The following is a 19,640-nucleotide window of genomic DNA, read 5'->3' on the forward strand; positions in this document are numbered from 1 at the left end:
TTTACCTCTAGGTCAGCTAATCACCAATAAATCGCCACTGGGCGAACAAAAACCGGTGCCCAGTTGCCAAGCATGCTGGTAAGGCAGGGTGCGGGCAGCAAAGAGACTGTCTTGGATATCCAGTTCGCAAGCCAGGGTGTCCAGCCAGACCAGCATTTCATCGCGTTTTTCCTGCATTTCAAACACGGATTTCTGATACCCCTCGGCATGTCCCCGCAGGGCACGCAGGCAGCGACAACGCGTGCGGTTGTCGTGAATGTCATAGGCCACGACCCAGGCGGATAACGCCATGTATCACCGCTTGCCCACACGCTCATTTGAATCACCTGCCGCGAGGTCATTCATCCTGGCTAAATGTCTCTCTACCTTCTGCCAGGTGGCGCGGGTATCTCGCTTCAGTGACTCCTGGCTCTGGGTCAAACGTTGCTCATGAGTATCGGCTAGCCGCTGATCAAAAGTTCGCAGCGCCTTAGCCCTAGCACGTAAGAGCCTTTTCAGCCCTTGGCCGTGTGTCGCCATTGGGTGTCTCCTGGTTGAGCAAGTTACTGTCAGTGTGCTGAATCGCAAAACAACAAAGGAGAAAGGAAAATTTGTGGATGGCCTGCTAAAAATTTTTGCTAGTGGACGCCTAAAGCGAGCAGGCTAGAATGGCTCTGCTTAAGCAAACTAAAAATTGGCCCTATCTGACATGGAGATGTTATGTCCCTCACCCTTCTTGCTGTTACCGGCATGACCCCGCAGGTGATTACTGAAACGCTGTATGGTCTGCATCGTCAACGCAGCCCCTGGCCGTCTCGTATTCACATCATTACTACTGAGGTAGGTAAAGGAGTGCTGGAGCAGAGTTTGTTGGCGGACCGAAAACTAGCGTCGCTATGTGAAGAGCTAGAAAGGCCAGACTTTTCTCGTGAACAAGTGCGGATTGATGTCGTGCCGGATGCCGAGGGCAACCCCGTGGATGATGCCAGAACACTCGCGGATCATGAGGCATTGGCCGATTTTATTATGCAGACCGTACGTGAATTGACAGCAGACGAACGTATTGACCTGCATGCCTCCATTGCTGGAGGGCGCAAGACGATGACCTTTTATCTAGGCTATGCGATGAGCCTGTTCGGGCGCCCAGGTGACCGCATGTCACATGTGCTAGTGAGCGAGGGTTATGAGAGCCATCCCGAGTTCTTTTTTCCGACCGCTACTACACAATGGATCACTGATCGTCACGGTAACCAATGGGATGCGGCAAAAGCGGATGTCAGCCTGGCGGATATTCCGTTTATCCGTCAGCGCGATCAGTTGCCGAACCTTTTGCAGCAACAGGGTGATTCTAATGGTAAGCGGATGCGTTTTCGCCAGCTGGTGGAGCTGATCAACCTGGGTGCGCAGTCGCATCGCCTTGGTATCCGGCTAAATGCGTCGGAGCAGCAGCTGGAGATACTGGCAGAGGGTGAGTGTGTATACCGCCTGGCTTTTGCTGGCTTGTTTGACTGGTGTTGGTATGAGGTAGTGGCACGGGCAACCCGGGAAAACGATGGTTCTCTGCGGCGTCATACTGATGACGGTAGCGAGAACACGGCATATTTTGGTCATGCGGTGATGGCGCGTCTGGCGGTTCATCTGGGCTTGCCCTATGACGCCGAGCGGGACTTGCGGCCTCAGGTGGAAGAGTGGCTTGATCAACACGTAGCTACTTTGGAGGCGGCTCGTATCCGGTCGGTGGATTTTGAATCCAGCATGTTGCGCGGGCTGGATGTTAGCCAGGCAACCAACCGTATCAAACGTCGTTTGACTGCAGAGCTCCCGGCAGGCATCGCTACACGCCTAGCCCCTGGGCTGTATTTTGATGGTGCGGGCATTAAGCACACCCGTACGCGCCGGGGAGGGGGGTATGGGCTGAACCTTGACCCGGAGCAGATCCTGCTGAGTGAGGAGTAGCCGCAGGCGGCTCAACGGCTGAGCCAGCATTTCCCGTATACAGGCAGTACGCTTTTTTGCATGGATATTGATAAGGAAAGGATGCGCATTAATGGAGAGCTCGCGGGAAAGGCAATCGACGAAGGATTGGATGAGGGCGTATCTGGCCAGGCGAGGGTGAACCGCGCCGGCTTGACCAGTGCGGTTGGAAGATTGGCTTTGGGTGTCGCCTTAAACGTCCCTCCCTGCTGCATGGCGTAGTCAAGGATTAACGACAAGTAGCGCATGAGTGGGCTGGTGGATAAGTCGTCGGGTGGGTGGATGTTAACTCCAGAGACCTCATTAAACGGTGCATATAGCCAGTTGTACCTTTGCTCGGGCGTGCGTCCACAAAACGCTTCCACGGCGGACAACCACTGACGCGTGAAATAAGCCCCCCAAAAACGCAGCGCAAATAAAAATTTTCCAGACACAGACAGACACAGCAGCAAAAGCCAATCTGAGATTACAGTCAGCGGCTAAGGCCATCATAAGTAACCTAATGCTTGCAAAACTAGGGGAACCACTAGGGGAACCGAAGCAAAAAGCGCAGATGCTTCAAAGGAAGGGAAAGTATAACTCACTGATTTACATGGCGTCCCTGGCAGGAGTCGAACCTGCGACCTGCCGCTTAGGAGGCGGCTGCTCTATCCTACTGAGCTACAGGGACTTATGGCGCGCGTAGTATAGCGCGTCACAGCGCCACGGCCAACCGCATCGGTTTATGGGAGTTGGGTGGGGTCTAGCTGCCACTCTCCAGCCCGACCCTCTGCTGTAAAAACTGGGTATAGTAAAGGGGCATCACAATATTGGTTTGCGCTAGGGCTGAGGAACCCTGTGTGCCCGTTAGCTTAAATGTTTTGTTTGGTGAGCATTTTTCGATGTAGGACGCCAGTGATTTGGCTCGTGTGCGTTTCCCGCTTTTGACTTCGACTGGGACAATGCCCCCTTCATCCGTTGCTAAAATAAATTCAATTTCGGCGCGTGCGTCATTCCACGAATAGCTTGGATCGACGCCAATGGCCGTGAGCTCTTGCTGCACAAAATTTTCTGCCACATACCCTTTGTACTCATAGTTTTGTTGTTTGAGCTCTTTGTAACTGCTACCCAACATGTGGTTGAGCAGCCCAACATCAAACATAAATAGTTTCACCATATTCGCTTTTTTATAGGCCGCCAGAGGTGATCTTGGTTTACCTTCAGTGGGGTAGTTCGCCAAGGCCAGTCGGCAGCATGTTAACCAATGGATGGCGGTCTCAAAATCGCTATAACGTGATTTACGCTCATGCACATGTTTAAACTTAAAACGTTTAACGGACGCATCGGCAACCAGAGACAGCTGTGACGGAATGCTGTTGAATACTGATTCAATCAGCGTTGCATCAACTTTGCCCGCATATTTGCCAAAATCGCGACGATAGCCTTCGACTAAATCAGCATGAATTTTAGACACCTTTTCAACGCGTTCTAAAATGCTCGAGTCTTTATATTGATACCAAGTAGCTACTGCTTCCGGCATACCACCGGTAAAAAAGTAATCTGTCAGTTTATCCATCAATTTAGTGTGGACTGCCGGTGTGTTTGCTTGGCTATCAAAGGCTTTGATCAGCGCCTGTTCCTGTGATGCATAAATAAATTCTTGGAAGGTTAGCGGGCGTAGGTTGTATTGTTCTACCTTGCCAACAGGAAAGGTATTGAGCAAACCAATGTTTGAGCCACTGGCGGCGATAAAATAAGACGGCGCTTTTTCGGCAAAATACTTTAGTGCCGTAACGGCGCGTTCACACTCACCAATCTCATCTAAGATCAGTAGGTCAGTTTCTGGGTTAAATGTCTGGTTGGTCAGTAGCTCAATGTTCATCATCAGGTCGTCAGGTGACAGTGAACCATCGAACGCTTCTTTGTAAGCAGGACTTTCCAGGAAGTCGATACGGAGGATGTTGGTAAAGGTGTTGCCAAATAACTCCTGCAGCAAGAAAGTTTTACCCGTTTGCCTCGCGCCATCAATCAGTAATGGCTTACGCGTAGGTTGTTTTTTCCATGCTATTAAGGCGTTGAGTAAAGTACGCTGCATAGTATCGTCCTGCTCATAAATGGCTTACTGGTATACAGTATAGCTCAATAAACACTTTCATGCGCATAAAAGTGTAAAATATAGCATTTTTATGCGCATGAAAGTGTTTGATTTTGCGCTCTGTTTGGACTAAACGGAAGCGCCTTTAGCTGCAGGTCTTCTTGCGGATCCTCCACAGCGGGGACAGTGTGGTAGTTTACTCAAGTTAACCAATAATTCCTTAGGACACGGCACACGAAGTCTTCATCCTATGAGACATTCCCAAACATGCTTACAAATCTGCATAGATCAATCGACTCTCCTTGCTTGGTCAAGCGAGTATCAGTCAATCCAGGTCATCAAAACTACTCATAGCCTGTCATTTCAAGGTAGCCAACGCCGATCTCTTCTTGGGTCGGTGTACTGCGTACGATTACGTCGCCTTCCCAGTAGGGAACGCTGGTGGGCATCCAGCGGTTGGGGTGGCGCGCTTCAATGGTCATATCAATCTCAGCGTTGGGGAGTGTTAGTTGCCAACGGGTGGGAATATCTCGCTCAGCCACGCGTGCGGTGGAAAGAGGCGTGAGTGTCAGGATATCGGTGCCTATTTGCTGGGTATTGCCTTCGGCATCAAATAAGTGAGCGAACAGGTAGTCGCCACCGTTTTCACCTCCGCCTCTTAGTCGGTAGGCCATTAGCTTGCGGCCGTCGTTTAAATGCAGCGAAAACCAGTCCCAACCGGTTTGTTCGGGGGTCAGCAGTTGGCTGCTCCACTCCCGATCCAGCCAGCCGTTGCCCTGAACCTCATGGGTTTCTCCGTTCAACGTTACGCTGCCTTTAACGGTTAGAAAGGGCTGGCTGTAGTAGTGAGAGCCTTGGCCTTCCACGGTCTTGGCGTTAAACCCGTTTTCGCCGTGCCATACTAGAGGGCCTTCTGCCTGTAGGGTAAGTTCATAGCCAAAACGTTCTTCGCCTTCACCGCTGTAGGCGTTTAGGGTGAAGCGTTCAAAGTTATCATCTGAAGGGCTTTGCAGCGTCCAGTCGTCAATCCACGCTTGAAAAGGAAGAGCGATTACGCCGGCTTGCCCTTGGGGTTGGGCGCTATGGCTGCGTGCAAAGCGTTCCGCGGCGAGATGGGTGTCTTGTTGTGAGATGCCCATATGCGCCATCCATACTTGGTCGCTGGCCCAAGGGGATGGGGAGGGCCGCTCCTGTGGCGGCATTAACGCCTGGCGAAAGAGCGTCCATTGCAGCCCTAGAGGTTCACCTGACTCATCTTCAAGGTTAGCGGTTAGGTACCACCACTCAATACGATAATCAGGGTGGGGGCCGTGATCGTCAGGAAACATCAGCGGCGTAGAAGCGTCAGCGTGGGCAAACCCTTCTGCCTGTGCGCCAAGCCCAGCAAAGCCCTCCTGAGCAGGCGGCGAGCTTTCAGTGCCGCCTTCGCTACAGCCGCTGAGACTCATTAACGCCAGGGCGCTAAACACTATTGTGCTTAACCAGTGTCTGTTCATGTGTTGCCCTCATTGAGTAGGGCGCGGGGCGACGTGCGCCAGAGCTGTACGCAGGGCAGGGCAGCGGCAAGTAGAGCAACGCCAATTGCCGTTAGTAGCATTGTGACGATATCCAGCGGGAATAGCTGCAGTGGGAGCCGCCACCCGAAGGCGGAGACGTTGATCACCGCCACTAACAACCAGGTAATGGCGATACCAAGCGGTAAGGCGATAAGGCCCGTTAATAGCGCAAGCCCGCCCAGCTGAAGTAACGGTAGTTTCACCAGCGTGGCGCGAGGAACGCCCAGCGCCCAGAGGGCTGCCAGCTGGCGCTGTCGTTGATGCGCCTGGGCCAGCAGCGTCGCGAGTAGCGCCAGAGCAGCCACGCCGAGCGTTAACCCATTAAGGGCGCGGGTAATGCTAAAAGTGCGCTCAAAAATTTGGGTGGCGATCCGCTTAACTTCTTGCTGGTTCACTAGTGCTTCGGCGGAGAGGTTGAATTCATTCATCAGGGTCTGGCGAAACTGATCTTCATCGGCATTCTCGTTTAGGGCAACACCGATTGAAGCTAGCTCCCCGTCAAAGCGCTGCGTTAACGCTTCTACCGTTAGCAGTATCTGCTGTTGGGGGTTGCCGTAGTCAGGGTAAATAGCGGCTATCTTAAAATTGTCAGCGCCTTGTCGGGTATTGAGTGTCACTGTATCGCCCGGTGCCAGGGCGCGCGCTATCGCCATCTGTTCGTTGATAAAGACGCTGTCGCTACCTAGCGCTTGCCAAGCGGACGCGGCATCGTCGTGAGTGTCCAGTAGTGGCCAGTTTGCGGTTAATAACGGCGAGGAGCTAACGCCAAACAGCGTAACCGTGCCTTGGGAGGTTAATTCAGTATTGGTGGGTGAAGGTGTGGCCAGTAGGTCTGTACTTCCTCTTGCGGTGGGTAACGTTGCCATTACGCTCTCTTGCGTTAGCAGCCACTCGTTCAGTGGGGCTAATGTCGACGGCACGGCATTGATATAGAGTGGCGCGCTTAGGCGTTGGTCTAGCCACTCTAAAAACGTCAGCCGGAAACCGCCTACCATGCTACTCACCCCCAGGTTAGTTGCCAGTGCAATCAACAGCGCCACCATGGCAAGCGATAAACGAGGCAGCTGTAGCTGCATATCGGCCACGGCCCACTGCATTAACGCAAAGCGGCGCAATACTTTTTGCAGGGTGTGAAGCACACCATAGAGTAGCGGCGGTAAACACAGGGCGCAGGTCAGCAGTAGCGCCGCCACTAGGCTAAAGCTCGCCACCAGACCGCTGCCAGCGGGAAGCCTACTCAGCCAGAATGCCAGGCCAAGGGTGAGCAGAGCCGCTAAGCCGCCTGCTTTTAGCATACGCGTGAGCTGGCGCTGATAGCCGCTGCGCCACGCGAAGGCGTGACCGAGTGCCAGTACATTTAATCGTGCCGCGCGCCACAGCGTTCCGCTGCCGGCGAGCAGTAGACCGCCCAGGGTAATCGCGACGCTGCCGAGCCAGTAGTGCCAGGGGAGCGATAACGACTGTTGAACATCTGCTCGGTAGAGCGAGGAAATAGTGCTCGCAACGTCTGGTAGAAGCTTTCCGGCGAGCCAAAGTCCGCTGGTTAGGCCAAGAGAAGCGCCGAGTATCCCAAAAACGAGCAGCTCCATGAGGATGGCGAGCGTTAAGGTGGTGGCTGGCACGCCCAGTGCGCGTAGCGTGCGCAGCGTGGCTAAGCGCTGTTCCATGGCCAACCCTAAAGCGGCTTGAACAATAAATAGCCCAACCACCAGCGAGAGTAGCGCTAAGGCCGTTAAATTAAGATGGAAACTATCGGTAAGCTGCTCTGGTGACGCCAGATTGGCTGCACGGGTTATCCGGTAGCCATCCGGCGGCTGGTCAAGCGCTCCTGTAGCGGATGCCAGGCTAAGCGTTGCCTGCTCACCAAACAGGTTGGAAGCCGCCGCAATATCCATGATGAGCGTGTCAGGCGGTAAGTCGTTACGCAGTGTAAGGGGCGGTAGCGCCTGCCCGGCAACAGTAGGCGTTGCGCCTGTGGCCTCCTCGCGGCGAAGCCCTAAGGATGGCAAGGTGTCTGGCGCTAGCTGTGTTTGCCAAGGTGGGGTGATGAAATCGTTGAGAGACCCATCACCTCCAGCACCTGAGGAGGGCAGTGTGAAAGGGTCAATGCCCAGTACGGAAAAGCGGGTGCCATTATGCGTGAAGGTGGCCTCTAGCAGCGGCGAAACGGGGAGGCCTGCACGACGAAGCGTTAAATAGTCGTCAATAGTTAGCGGGTTACCATTACGTCGGTCAAGCTGGTCGGTGTCAGCGCTGAAGAGCGCATTGGCTCGGGCATAGCTCTCTTTTGCTGTGGTGTTAATCGCTTGAACACTGCTCCATAGGGCGCTGGCCACCCACAGCCCCACCAGCAGCATTACAAGCTGTGCCGGGTGGCGCTTGTAGTGGCTCAGTAGCGTAATAAGCACGCGCCCTATCATGCGCTCATTTCCTGCAGTTGGCCTAGGTGAAGCCGATAGGTGCGGTCGAGTGGGGCGGCGACGCGCGCGCTGTGGGTCACCATCAGTAGGGCGCACTGCGTCTCTTTAACGAGTGCTAATAGCAGGTTGAGTACAATATCTGCCGTTTGCTCGTCCAGGTTGCCCGTAGGTTCGTCGGCTAATAGCAACGCTGGGCGAACGGCTAATGCGCGGCCAATGGCAAGGCGTTGCTGTTGGCCGCCGGAGAGTTGCTCTGGGTAGTTCGATTCTCGTCCGCCAAGCCCTAATCGTTCCAGCAGGTGGCGGCTCCATTCGGGGTTTTCTCGGCCCGCAAGACGTGCTTGCAACCGAAGATTATCGGCAACGTTTAAGCTGGGCACCAGATGGAATTGTTGAAAGATAAGCCCCAGTTGTTGGCGGCGCAGTGCAGAGCGTGCGGTCTCATTCAGGCCAGAAAGCGTCTGCCCATTGATAGTGACACTACCGTGGTCCGGCGTATCTAGCCCCGCGGCAAGGTGAAGTAGGGTCGATTTACCGCTGCCTGATTCGCCCATAAGCGCCACACTGCTTCCTTGCGGGAGGGTTAGGTCAACGTGGTTGAGCACATGAATATCGCCCTGCGGCGTGCTGAACGTTTTGCTGATGTGTTGCAGGGCTAACATGGCGCCGCTCCTGAGGGACTTTAAGCATCACTATAGCAAAGCCCCAAAAGAAGTGGTTAAACCTATACGCATGTGAAGATTGATTTTATTTTTGTATAGCCTTTGGTTGCGTTGGTGGCGGACATGATGCTAGTGCGCCTGGCATGACGCGTATCTGTTGAGCAATGGCTTACTCCAAAAGATAGTTTATTTACTAAACAGAATTAGTTAATGTGTATTAGTTTTTTCATGATAACGAACAAAAAATTGTTGGCTCGTATGGCCTAGCTAACCTTATGTCGTATCGAAAAAATTGACGCACATCAGATAAATAGTAGAGAACGAAAAAAAGAGAAGGCTGTTTGTCTATTGTGAGCTAAAAAGTGGCATTTTTGGGAAAGTGCCATTTGGGGAGCGCGCCTGCACGTTTTTTTTATTCTAAAAATCACCTCTCTATTTTTAAAACGAGTGCCTGTTGGTGCTGGGTAAAATATAAAAACTCAAGGGTTCAAGTATGCAGGGCGTATTACTACGCAGCGGTAAAAGTGAGCAGTTTTCAGCGTTGGGGGAGACTGGACAGCCTGTCTTTCGCTCGGCTCTTCAGCTCCGTGAGTCCATCCGGCGTGAGTCGCATAAACGGAAGTTGCAAGAGCCTGGTTTTCCAAACATGGAGCGCCATCTAGCAATTCCCCAAAGTGACCAGCAGGGTGAACTCCTAGATTGGTACAGCGCAATTGAAGGCGACGTTATACCGTGGAGCGCGGCCAGCGAAGAAGAGCGAGCACCGGCTCGACAGGAGTTGCGTCAATTTGAAAGCTTTTTAAAAAGCTTCAGCGACACTTCAATGGCCAAAGCAGATGGGGCACATAACGACCGCGGCGTGTTGGCGAAGTTGCTCAAGCAAGTCATTAGAATTCCCGATCAAGACCATGTTTACCTTGTAAACGGCACGCCCGTGCTTACCTTTTGGGGGTTTGAGTACCCCGATGCGAAGCGCTCTTCCGATCCCTTGCATTTTCTTTATCCACAAGAGCACGCACCTGCTCCGAAACCAACCATACCGCTAGCGGCAGCTACTCCGGTTGAGCCAGTTTCTGAGCCGGAGTCGCCTTTGATGGTTGCAAGGCGCCCCTGGTGGCGGCGTTGGTGGCCGTTAGCTCTCCTCTTGCCATTGCTACTTCTTCTAGGTTTCTTTGGACTGCGCAGTTGCACACCACAAGCTAATTTGCCTGGCGTTGGCACTGGTAATTTGCAAGCACCTGACTTCCAGGCACCCGGTACGGGCTCGAACAATCTACGTATGCCTAAGATACCCGATTTGCATTTTCCTGCTATTTCAATGCCGGATCTTTCTAGCCCGCGGTGGTGGGGAGGTGCCGGTAATAGCGGTTTGGCGCTGGATGGTCGTGGCTCAGGATTACCAGCCGTTGGTTTGCCGGAGATAGGAGCGCCAGATCTGGGTGTTCCTGGCTTAGGTATGCCGGAAGCTGGTATGCCTGAACTGCCCACTTTGCCTGAAGGCGGCGGGGCGGTAAGTGAGCTATCAGCGGAGGGAACCGCTCCTGAAATACCCGCTGGTAATCAGCCCGAAGCGCCGATGGCCCCACCCGAGCTGGGGCAAGAAATGTTGCCTGATAATGCAGCGTTAGCTCCTCCGGCCTCGTTTGAGCCGCTTACTATTCCCTCCCAGGCGGCGGATGGCCCCGCTAACTTTTTAAATGGTAACTGGCGTGCGGCAGGCGTCATGGATAGCGATACAGGACGCCCGTTACGTGTCTCGTATGAGTTTGAAGAGGGCAGGGGGCAAGTGCAGCTGCGTCAAGGTGGCGTTACCTGTACAGGCCCAATCGATGCGGCAATGCAGGGGGGCGCACTTTCGATCCAAAGTCAGGGCCAAGCTAGCTGTGAAGATGGCAGCCATTACGATATGCCCGAAGTGCTTTGCGAGCAGGGTGCCACTGACATGGCCGACTGCGCTGTCAGCTACGCCAACGAGACCTTTCCCATGCAAATGTGGAAAGACAACGAATAATTGCGGAATAGTTGAGAGAAGAGTTACGACATGTTGCCTGAAGTCACTCAGTTCCAAGACGTTGTCCCGTTGGTCAACGATACCGGTGTTCAGTTTGTAGATTTTGCCCTGACGCTTGAGCCTCGTAAGGAAGCCGGCGGTGAGTTTGCTAAATTGGCAGATGACCTTTTGGTACGCCTGCTCACCAATGAAGAAGATGGCACTACTTTTTATGAGCCGGAACCCAACAAGGTTGAGCGAGTTAGTAAGCCGTACCTCGACATGGATATGGAGTCGAGTTTGGCATTGTTGGATCGGCAGTGGGTGCCGATACCGTTTTTTCGGCACATGCCGCCGCATCGATTTGATGAGGGCCCCAGCAACTGGTCGCGTCTGCGTTTGGTAGCGCTGGATACGCCCGATGTTGATGGCCACACCCATCGTATGACGATCGCGTTTGATACGCGGAGTATGCTTAAGCGCGAAGGCACGGCTTACTTGGCACCCAATGAAGAAGACGTGCGTTCGGGAGAGACATTTAAGCTTGCCTTGACTCCCCATGAAATGGGCTGGTTCATGGACTTGGCTTGGGTTAAAGAGTGGCTCAATGATTTATACCGGGAAGGCCATCCGGAGATGGATCAGAATGAGCTGGAGGATGACATTAAGGCGCTACATCCCCAGGCCCACTACTTGAACCTGCTGAGTCTGTTGTGGAAACCGATTCCCGCCGAGCGTACACAGCGAAAGCCCAAGGTGCGAGTACCTGAGGTTCGCTTAGTAGGTAAAGATGCTAGCCAGAAAACCCCCATCTCTGTCGACCTTGTTTTGGATGTGGGCAATTCGCGCACCTGCGGTATTCTGATTGAGCACCATGAGCAGTCAGGCTCTGGTTTAAAGCAGAACTATGTTCTCGAGTTACGTGACCTGGTCGACCCAGAGTGCGTTTACAACGAACCTTTCGAAAGTCGTGTCGAGTTTTCCCAGACTTTCTTTGGTAAGGATCATCTCTCGGTTAAGAGCGGCCGCCATGATGCTTTCCGCTGGCCCACCATTGCTCGAGTGGGAGGTGAGGCGGGGCGCCTGGCTAGTCGTCGTCGCGGTACCGAAGGCTCGACGGGTCTTTCAAGCCCCAAGCGTTATTTGTGGGACGGCAGTCGGTACACACACGGCTGGCGGTTTAATAGTGCTTATGTCAAAGCAGATAAAGAGCCTTTCGCCACGGCCGCTCCTTTTTCCAACCTGATCAATGAGCGCGGCAAAGCGATCTATGCGGTCATGCGTGATGATGAGGAGGATGATCTTCCAGTCTTCAAACCGCACTATTCGCGTAGCTCCTTGATGACTTTCATGCTTTCGGAAGTGTTGGCGCAGGCGCTGATGCAAATCAATAGCCCGGCCCAACGCTCTCGTCAGGGCAATATCGATGTTCCGCGCCGCCTACGTTCAATCATCTTGACGGTGCCCCCGGCTATGCCGCTTGCAGAGCGCAGTATCCTGGATGAGCGTATGCGTGAAGCGGTGGGACTGATTTGGCAGGGCATGGGGTGGTATCAGGGTGAGGATGACCCCTTTGAGCCTGTTGAGGCTGACGCGCCGTCACCACCGCTGCCAAAAATTCGTGTCGAGTGGGACGAAGCGACCTGCGGGCAGCTGGTTTATCTATATACCGAAATCAATGAAAACTTCGCAGGCCATCCTGAAGAATTTTTCGACACTTTGGCGCGCCCAGAAAAACAGCAGCGGGATCGGATAACGCTTGCCAGTATCGATATTGGTGGTGGCACCACCGATTTAGTGATCACCGATTACCGTATCGAGAGCGATGAAAGAAGCGGCAACAGTAGCAATGTTCATATCGTTCCTGAGCAACGTTTTCGTGATGGCTTCCGTATTGCCGGCGATGACATTCTGCTTGATGTCATTCAGACCTTTGTACTGAAGAGCTTTGAAGAGGCACTTAGGCTGACGGGGGTGTCTTCCCCGGATGCCATGATGTCACGCTTGCTGGGTGGAGAAAGCCTGAGTGCTCAGGAGCAGGTGCTGCGTCAGCAGCTCAATTTGCAGGTCTTCACGCCTCTTGGGTTGAAATTGCTCAGTTATTACGAAAATTTTGATCCTCAAGAAAAAGAAAGTGAGGAGAACCCGCACGTCATCACTGCGACGTACCGAGAGCTGTTGGGTGATCACGCGGCAAGCGAGGCGGTTAGGGAATATGTACATGGGGCCGTGCGACGTGATGTGAAAAACCATAGCGCCACACCGTTCGAGCTAATGGACATCCCGATTACCTTTAACCTCCCTCACGTGCATAAAGCGTTTTTGGGCGATGGCATCAATATCGGTAAAACCCTCGGCGCTCTATGTGAGGTGATCCATCAATATAGCTGCGACATGTTGCTGCTAACGGGCCGTCCATCACGATTACCAGGTATCCAAGCGTTTTTACGCAAAATGCTGCCGCTACCCCCTGGGCGGATTCTGCCCATGCAGAACTATCGCACTGGTAACTGGTACCCCTTCCACTCTAATGGCGAGATTGATGACCCCAAAAGTACTGCGGCGGTCGGCGCGATGCTGTGCCTGTTGTGTGATCAGTTAGATTTACCCAGTTTTTACTTCCGTACTCAGGAGCTCAGGCCTTACTCATTGATTCGCCACTTAGGCTCGATTGATAACAACAACGTCATGAAAAGCGACGACGTGGTCTATCGGGATATCAAAGCCAATGAAAACGGCACCGCGATTGAGCTGCCAGAAGACGACGAAACAAAAGTACAGGTGCGCGGGGGGATTGTGCGTCTTGGTTATCGTCAGTTAGATGCCGAGCGTTGGGTGGCCTCACCGCTCTATACCCTTGAGCTGACCGAGTCGGGCAAGGATAAATATAGAGAAGCAGTAGTGAATGATGGAAACGGCAACCAGCCGGTGGTCGAAGTGGAACTCAAAGTCGTTGATAAAAAAGACAAAGTCGGCCTCATCAGTGATGAGCTAAAAGTTAGCCGAGTTAGCTCCAATACCAACAAGTCATTTAGCAAAACAGATATTAATCTTCAGCTCAATACGATGATTGATGCAGGGCTGGGCGATTCTAATTACTGGCTGGACAGCGGGAGTGTGAAGCGCAAATGAGCAATCTGACGGCTAAACAACACCAACTGGGCCAAGGCTGGAATGCTGTGCACGCCGGTGCCGGTCAAGCTATCGAGTGGATCGAAAATGTCCGTGGCAATGCCCCGCGTCTGGATAGTGAAGCGGATAACTTGATTCTGGAATTGCACAAGGCACGTAACCTAGCCTCAAGCCTGGGGCGTGCTGCGGGCACCCCAATGACCATTGGTTTTTTCGGGCTTTCCCAAGCAGGGAAGTCCTACTTGATCTCGGCAATGGCCGCGGGACACAACGGCAAGCTGGAAACCGATTACGGCGGCAAGCGTCTTGATTTCATTGAGCACGTAAACCCTGTTGGTGGGGGTAAGGAAGCCACTGGTTTGGTAACCCGCTTCAGTCGTACGGCGATGAGCGGGCCAGCAGATTCGCCTGTTGAACTGCGCCTTTTCAGTGAAGTTGAAATTGCCAAGATATTGGCTAACGCCTGGTTTAACGATTTCGACCATGAACAGCTGCACTATGAACTTGATGAAGCACGTATTGAGCGAATTCTCAGGCCGTTCGAAGGTGTTGATATTACGGCAGACGAACAGCCAGGGTTAAGCGGTGATGATGTAGTGTCATTATGGGATTACCTCACTGGCAGCTTTAAGAAATCGATTAGCAAACTGGAAGCGCGTTACTGGCCGCGGGTTCTCAAATTAGCGCCGCGCCTCTCCTGCGAACAGCGTGCTGATCTATTCTCTCTGCTGTGGGGCGAGCAAGAAGAGCTTACTCGTCTTTATGTGCAGTTGGCGTCCACCTTACGGCGCCTTGGCAACGCCCCTACCGTTTATGCGCCGCTGACGTGTCTCGTGACCCCCGAAGGCGAGGGCTATAGCCAGCGTGACAGCATTATGAACGTGGATATTCTTGAGCGTTTAGGAAGTGCCAGTGATCATAGTTTAGAGGTGCGCCCAGTAGAGCAGGAAGCGCCCGGCAAAGCGGTAGCGGTATCGGTAGCTCAGTTAGCAGCACTGACCGCCGAGCTTACGTTCCCGCTGATTGAGCCAACCCAAGACCCTCACGTTGAAAAAGTTGATTTATTAGACTTTCCTGGTTATCGCGGCCGCCTTAGCCTGAAGAGTGTTACTGAAGCTGCCAGTCAAGCCAGTAGCGAAGGGGGCAACCCAGTTTCACAGCTAGTACTGCGCGGCAAAGTAGCTTATTTATTCGAACGGTATACAGACAGCCAGGAAATGAACGCTCTGGTGGTGTGTACGAGCTCGGATAAACAAAGCGACGTGACCTCGGTCGGCCCGGTGCTAACGCGCTGGATTGAAAAGACCCAAGGCGTAACCAGCCAAGACCGTGCGGGTAAAGCGCCGGGGCTAATCTGGACGCTTACCATGTTTGATAAGCGTATCAGTGGCGCGTTGAACCTGACGGAAAGCCAGTTACGTGAAGGCTGGGAAGGGTTGATTAAGATGACTCTGTTGGAGCGTTTTGGTCAGTACGACTGGATGAGCCAGTGGGCGCCGGGTGAACCCTTCAACAATACTTTTCTAGTGCGCAAGCCGCGGCTGCCCGTTCCTTTCCTTGATAGCCGTGATAACGAAGAGCTGGGTATTAACGACGACTGCGCAGCGCCTCTTGTGCGTATGGCGTCTACCTTTGCTGAGAATGCCAGCGTTCAAAAGCACGTGCACGCGCCTGACGAAGCTTGGGAAGCGATGCTGGCGCTTAACGATGGCGGCATCAAGCGCATCAGCCAGTACTTAGGCCGCATTGCCACGCTGGACTTTAAGTTGGCCAGTATCGAAAAGCAGCTGAACGACACACTAACCTCTTTGGTTGAAAAACGCTTGGCTCCTCTTCATCACACCGATGGCAGTGGCGAAGTGGCTAAAAAACGCGAGGCCGCCAAGCTTTTGTGGCAAAGCCTAGGGCAGCGCCTGGCAACCCTAGGTGAGTTGCAGCACCAGTTGGAGCTACCCCAGCAAACAGTTCGCGATCTGTACTTGAGCGATAGCGAAGAAGAAGGTGTGCCAGCCACAGAAGGCGATGCAGATAAAGAGGAAGCTAAGCAGGCCGATAGCCTCTACTGCAATAGCGGCTTTAGCCTGAATGATGACCCCTTCTCCAGCGGCTCTCCCTTTGATGATAATGCCGCGGCTGCACCTGCCTCCAATAACGCGCCAGTGCTACAAGGTGCGGATCACCGCTTCGCACGCAAGGTTTTCCAGGCATGGGTGGCTCATCTGCGAGAAATACCCGGGCGGCAGGCGTTGCTTCAACTGTTGGGATTGGAAAAAGCCGTGGTTGAGTCGCTGACCGACGAGCTGATCACAGCCGCTAATCGTATGGAGCTACAGCAGCATTTGGATCAAGCGCTGCTAAGGCGTGCCCAAAGCAGTGCTAAACGTGATCAGTTGGTAGAGCGTCAAGTATTAGCCGCTCAATTGGTGCTGCGCGACTTTATTGCATGGCTGGGGTATCAGAATGTGCCGGTTGACCAGCGACCTAACAGCCTCGCGGGTAAAAAAGAAAAGCTGTTTTTGCCGAATCCCCCCATTTTGCCGGGGGAGCTACCGCACCTTGCGCCTCAACCGGTGAATCAAGCCGTACTTTACTTGGCCGACTGGCTTTCAGGACTGTGTATCGTGACGCAGGAAAATGCAGGTCATACCGCGGGACGGGAAATTACCATGGAACAAAACGAGCGCCTGGGTGCTGTACTGTCAACGTTTCGCCAACCGGAGGTGACCCATGCGGGTTGAACTGCGTCCGCTGGAATCCGGTACGCCGGGTCAAGGCCGTTTACTGCTCAAGGGATGGAAAGGAGCAACGACGACACTGCAACTGACGATTCAAGAAAGCCAGGATCAACAATTTCTGCATCCGGGCAAAACGTGGAGCACTAAGACTCACTCGTTTGAATTGGCAAGGTTGGAAGAAGCCGATGCCGAGCGTCTCCAGGTAGTGCTCGACAGCACGATTATTGATCCTCTTTTAGAGCTTCCCGGCTCTACGCAATATCTGCTGACACTGCAGGATGCTCAGGGAACGAAAGGTGAAGGGGTAATTCGGCTATCACGCGATTTAATGCCGTCCAGCGCTGCGGGTTCTACGCCTTCTGCAGCTGCCAGTACGGCCCTGCATTCGCCCCCTGTCACGGACAAAACGCCTGACCCAGCGCCAGAGACAGAACCTGAATTAAAAGCGCCGCCTAAGCCTGAACCCGTGCCGGTCGTGGAAACTCCGCCAGTGAACAAGACAAGCAAGCGGGGGCCTTTGTTGTTTCTATTGTTGGGGCTTGGACTCTTGGCTGCCGTGGCATTCGGTGCTTGGTACTGGTTTAGCAACAATGCCAATACCACGGAAACTGAGCCGACTACTCAAGAGAACATCGAGGAAGAAGGCAGTTTCGAAGAGGAGGAAATCGTACAAGAAGATAACGACGTTAGCGAAGCAGAGGCTGACCTCTCTTCTGAAGAAAATCTGCAAGAAAGCAGTGCTGAATCATCGGCCGGCCCGGCAATGGCATGTTCGATAGAAGCACTGGGTGAGCAGGATGAGTTGGCATTTGTACAAGGCTGTTCCCAAGCAGATATGACGTCAGAAGCGCTGCTGTCTGTGATCGAAGCAGCACGTGATGCCAATCAGTGCGGAATAGCGCGGCGTCTATACGCCAACCGCGCTATCGCTGGCGATGCCACTATTGCGCTGGCTTATGCTCGTGAATACGACCCAGCCTATCACCAGGCTAACACCTGCTTTAGCTCAGCCGATGCGGAAACCGCGGGCTATTGGTACCAGATCGTACTCGATGTTGAGCCTGAAAATAGTGAAGCACAGGCACGTTTTGAGGAGTTGGGCGGATGATGCGTAAAACGCTCGCGACCTTCGTTTTTTCGACGGTTGCTTTATCAGGCATAGGGCTGGGTGCCACTGTAGCGCTGGCCGATCCACGTCCGCTACTGCAAGAAGGTAAGCAAACTCTGCATCAGCGTGTGCTGACGACACCCGGGTGTGAATTAACGCAGACGGCGGGAAGCAGTGGCGAACTTCAGCCAGCGTTTACCCGTTTTTATGTTTATGAGCGCAGCGACGTTGATGGACGTGAGTGGCTGAAAGTTGGGCCGGATAGCTATGGTGACACGAGCGGGTGGTTACCGGCGGATTGCAGTGTTGCATGGAAAATGCAGTTAACGCTGGCGTTCACTAATCCAGCAAACCGTCAGCGCCTGTTGTTCTTCCGTGAGAGAAATGACCTGCAAGACATTCTCGATGAATACGAGCCTTCCAGTCAGGTAGTTCCTTTACATGCTGCTCTGGATCGTGATGAAGAGGTGTCTGCGGTTTTGGCACGGGAGCCTGAGTACTTTGTCGATCTTCAGGAACAGTTTTACTTGTTGCCCATACTCGAAGGTGAAGAGGTATTCACTGAAGCTGGCTTTCGTGCACGCTTATTGAACGTGGCGTCAGTTAGTAAAGCGGGTGAGCTGGATCCTGCTGGGGTTGAAACAGGCCCTGAAGGTGGCACGCAGGCCAGTCAGTTGCGTGAATTTAACGCAGGCGTTGTGTTCGTGATTGACTCGACGATTTCCATGGGGCCGTATATCGAGCGTACTCGTGAAGCAGTGAGCAAGATACTCGATCGAATCGAAGCGGAAAACCTTGATCAGCAAGTCAAATTTGGTTTGGTGTCTTTTCGCGACAGCGTAGAGATGGTGCCTGAACTTGAGTACGTCAGCCGCATGTATGCCAACCCGATGGAGGTTCAAGGCAGGGAAGACTTGATGGCGCGCATGGATAAGCTCCATGAAGCTACGGTTTCCACGCCGGGTTTTGAAGAAGATGCTTATGCCGGGGTGATGCAGGCAATTGATGAAGTAGATTGGAGCCAGTATGGCGCTCGCTATATTGTTTTAATTACCGATGCCAGCGCCATCGAGGGTGATCATGAGCGCTCCTCAACCGGGTTAAGTGCTGACCAAGTGCGGCTAGAGGCTGCTAATCCAGGTGTGGCCATTTACACACTTCACTTGAAAACGGCAAGCGGCGAACGTTTTAACGACCATGCTAGGGCTGCAGCCCAATACGCAAACCTCTCGACCTATGCGGGCACCAACACCTCTTTGTACTACCCAGTGGAAGCAGGCGATGTCGAGGCTTTCGGCGCTAAAGTGGATGCCTTGGCTGAGGCAATTACGTCTCAAGTGCGTGCGGCTTACCTGGGTGACGGTGCTATCGGAAGCGCCTTGAATGCGCAACAGTCTGACCCTGATGAGACTGACCCCGATCAGCAGCGCCTGCTGGAAGATGCGAGCCTCATTGGCCACGCGATGCAACTTGCTTACCTTGGCCAGCAGAAGGGGAGTGTAGCTCCGCCGGTTTTCGAGGCCTGGATTAGCGATCGTGATCTAGTACAGCAAAACCGTCCAAGTACTGACGTTCGAGTGCTACTGACGAAATCGCAGTTGAGCGATCTTAGTGATGTTGTAACGCAGATTTTGGATGCTGCCAACCAGGGGCTTATTTCACCTACTGACATGTTTGATCGGCTGCGTTCGGTGGCAGCAGCCATGGGCACCGACCCTAATCAGCTGCAGCAAAACGAGACTACACAGTTGGCCGAGTTGGGTTTGATGGGAGAGTACCTAGAAGACCTACCTTACCAGAGCGAAGTGCTCAATTTAGATGAAGCCACCTGGAAGAGCTGGGATGGTCTATCTCAAGAGCGCTTCATTCGTAATCTGAGCATTAAGCTGCGTCACTATCAGCGCTATAACGAGGATGTCGATCGATGGGTTTCGCTTGCTGAAGGCAGTGATCCAAGAGACGACGTCTATCCTGTTCCTCTTGAAATGATGCCCTGATATAGGCATTTAA

At 53.3% G+C, this 19,640-nt stretch carries 12 protein-coding genes and 1 tRNA gene; 6 read left to right on the forward strand and 7 right to left on the reverse strand.

Features of this window, described 5'->3' with window-relative positions; all coding sequences use genetic code 11:
- Window positions 1-12: 12 nt before the first annotated feature.
- Together MOY_RS11305 and MOY_RS11310 are read right to left on the reverse strand one after the other, a co-directional pair.
- Window positions 13-291 (reverse strand): CRISPR-associated endonuclease Cas2, encoded by a 279-nt coding sequence (locus tag MOY_RS11305; protein ID WP_009099800.1) that lies wholly within the window; start codon window positions 289-291, stop codon window positions 13-15.
- A gap of 3 nt (window positions 292-294) precedes the next feature.
- The gene (locus MOY_RS11310) at window positions 295-519 is read right to left on the reverse strand and encodes a hypothetical protein (protein WP_009099803.1); all 225 of its coding nucleotides are present in this window, start codon (window positions 517-519) and stop codon (window positions 295-297) included.
- A 180-nt stretch (window positions 520-699) separates the two neighbouring features.
- Between MOY_RS11310 and csm6 the strand changes: the two genes are divergently transcribed.
- Window positions 700-1,935: a CRISPR-associated ring nuclease Csm6 gene (gene csm6, locus MOY_RS16715; protein WP_009099805.1), complete on the forward strand. Its 1,236-nt coding sequence runs from the start codon at window positions 700-702 to the stop codon at window positions 1,933-1,935.
- Between the two features lie 611 nt (window positions 1,936-2,546).
- Here the strand turns inward: csm6 and MOY_RS11320 are convergent.
- From MOY_RS11320 to MOY_RS11340, 5 genes are all read right to left on the reverse strand, one after another.
- A tRNA-Arg gene (locus MOY_RS11320) sits at window positions 2,547-2,623 on the reverse strand.
- A 72-nt stretch (window positions 2,624-2,695) separates the two neighbouring features.
- Complete coding sequence (locus MOY_RS11325) at window positions 2,696-4,027, reverse strand: ATP-binding protein (protein WP_009099807.1); 1,332 nt, start codon at window positions 4,025-4,027, stop codon at window positions 2,696-2,698.
- 344 nt (window positions 4,028-4,371) lie between these two features.
- On the reverse strand, window positions 4,372-5,523 hold the full coding sequence (locus MOY_RS11330; protein ID WP_009099809.1) for a lipocalin-like domain-containing protein: 1,152 nt from the start codon (window positions 5,521-5,523) through the stop codon (window positions 4,372-4,374).
- Window positions 5,520-8,003, reverse strand: a complete 2,484-nt coding sequence (locus tag MOY_RS11335) for an ABC transporter permease (RefSeq protein ID WP_009099811.1) — start codon at window positions 8,001-8,003, stop codon at window positions 5,520-5,522. The genes MOY_RS11330 and MOY_RS11335 overlap by 4 nt, the downstream gene beginning before the upstream one ends.
- Window positions 8,000-8,665 carry an ABC transporter ATP-binding protein gene (locus MOY_RS11340; protein ID WP_009099813.1) on the reverse strand — a complete coding sequence of 222 codons (666 nt, stop codon included), beginning with the start codon at window positions 8,663-8,665 and terminating at the stop codon, window positions 8,000-8,002. Before MOY_RS11340 ends, MOY_RS11335 begins: the two co-directional genes overlap by 4 nt.
- 493 nt (window positions 8,666-9,158) lie before the next feature.
- Between MOY_RS11340 and MOY_RS17575 the strand changes: the two genes are divergently transcribed.
- From MOY_RS17575 to MOY_RS11365, 5 genes are read left to right on the forward strand one after another with little or no spacing between them, the layout of a single operon-like run.
- On the forward strand, window positions 9,159-10,676 hold the full coding sequence (locus tag MOY_RS17575) for an SrfA family protein (RefSeq protein WP_009099815.1): 1,518 nt from the start codon (window positions 9,159-9,161) through the stop codon (window positions 10,674-10,676).
- A 30-nt stretch (window positions 10,677-10,706) separates the two neighbouring features.
- The gene (locus MOY_RS11350; RefSeq protein ID WP_009099817.1) at window positions 10,707-13,787 is read left to right on the forward strand and encodes a virulence factor SrfB; all 3,081 of its coding nucleotides are present in this window, start codon (window positions 10,707-10,709) and stop codon (window positions 13,785-13,787) included.
- Window positions 13,784-16,525 (forward strand): putative virulence factor, encoded by a 2,742-nt coding sequence (locus MOY_RS11355; RefSeq protein ID WP_009099818.1) that lies wholly within the window; start codon window positions 13,784-13,786, stop codon window positions 16,523-16,525. Before MOY_RS11350 ends, MOY_RS11355 begins: the two co-directional genes overlap by 4 nt.
- The gene (locus tag MOY_RS16720) at window positions 16,515-17,630 is read left to right on the forward strand and encodes a hypothetical protein (RefSeq protein ID WP_009099819.1); all 1,116 of its coding nucleotides are present in this window, start codon (window positions 16,515-16,517) and stop codon (window positions 17,628-17,630) included. Before MOY_RS11355 ends, MOY_RS16720 begins: the two co-directional genes overlap by 11 nt.
- Window positions 17,627-19,627 carry a vWA domain-containing protein gene (locus MOY_RS11365; protein WP_009099821.1) on the forward strand — a complete coding sequence of 667 codons (2,001 nt, stop codon included), beginning with the start codon at window positions 17,627-17,629 and terminating at the stop codon, window positions 19,625-19,627. The genes MOY_RS16720 and MOY_RS11365 overlap by 4 nt, the downstream gene beginning before the upstream one ends.
- Window positions 19,628-19,640 lie beyond the last annotated feature (13 nt).

Source organism: Halomonas sp. GFAJ-1 (genome assembly GCF_000236625.2).
Classification (GTDB): domain Bacteria; phylum Pseudomonadota; class Gammaproteobacteria; order Pseudomonadales; family Halomonadaceae; genus Vreelandella.

Excerpts from the sequence above, each read along its gene's own strand:
- MOY_RS11365 (WP_009099821.1), top strand. The coding sequence starts at position 17,627 with ATGATGCGTAAAACGCTCGCGACCTTCGTTTTTTCGACGGTTGCTTTA.
- MOY_RS11350 (WP_009099817.1), top strand. The coding sequence starts at position 10,707 with ATGTTGCCTGAAGTCACTCAGTTCCAAGACGTTGTCCCGTTGGTCAAC.
- csm6 (WP_009099805.1), top strand. The coding sequence starts at position 700 with ATGTCCCTCACCCTTCTTGCTGTTACCGGCATGACCCCGCAGGTGATT.
- MOY_RS11355 (WP_009099818.1), top strand. The coding sequence starts at position 13,784 with ATGAGCAATCTGACGGCTAAACAACACCAACTGGGCCAAGGCTGGAAT.
- MOY_RS11305 (WP_009099800.1), bottom strand. The coding sequence starts at position 291 with ATGGCGTTATCCGCCTGGGTCGTGGCCTATGACATTCACGACAACCGC.
- MOY_RS11325 (WP_009099807.1), bottom strand. The coding sequence starts at position 4,027 with ATGCAGCGTACTTTACTCAACGCCTTAATAGCATGGAAAAAACAACCT.
- MOY_RS11340 (WP_009099813.1), bottom strand. The coding sequence starts at position 8,665 with ATGTTAGCCCTGCAACACATCAGCAAAACGTTCAGCACGCCGCAGGGC.
- MOY_RS11330 (WP_009099809.1), bottom strand. The coding sequence starts at position 5,523 with ATGAACAGACACTGGTTAAGCACAATAGTGTTTAGCGCCCTGGCGTTA.
- MOY_RS11335 (WP_009099811.1), bottom strand. The coding sequence starts at position 8,003 with ATGATAGGGCGCGTGCTTATTACGCTACTGAGCCACTACAAGCGCCAC.
- MOY_RS17575 (WP_009099815.1), top strand. The coding sequence starts at position 9,159 with ATGCAGGGCGTATTACTACGCAGCGGTAAAAGTGAGCAGTTTTCAGCG.
- MOY_RS11310 (WP_009099803.1), bottom strand. The coding sequence starts at position 519 with ATGGCGACACACGGCCAAGGGCTGAAAAGGCTCTTACGTGCTAGGGCT.
- MOY_RS16720 (WP_009099819.1), top strand. The coding sequence starts at position 16,515 with ATGCGGGTTGAACTGCGTCCGCTGGAATCCGGTACGCCGGGTCAAGGC.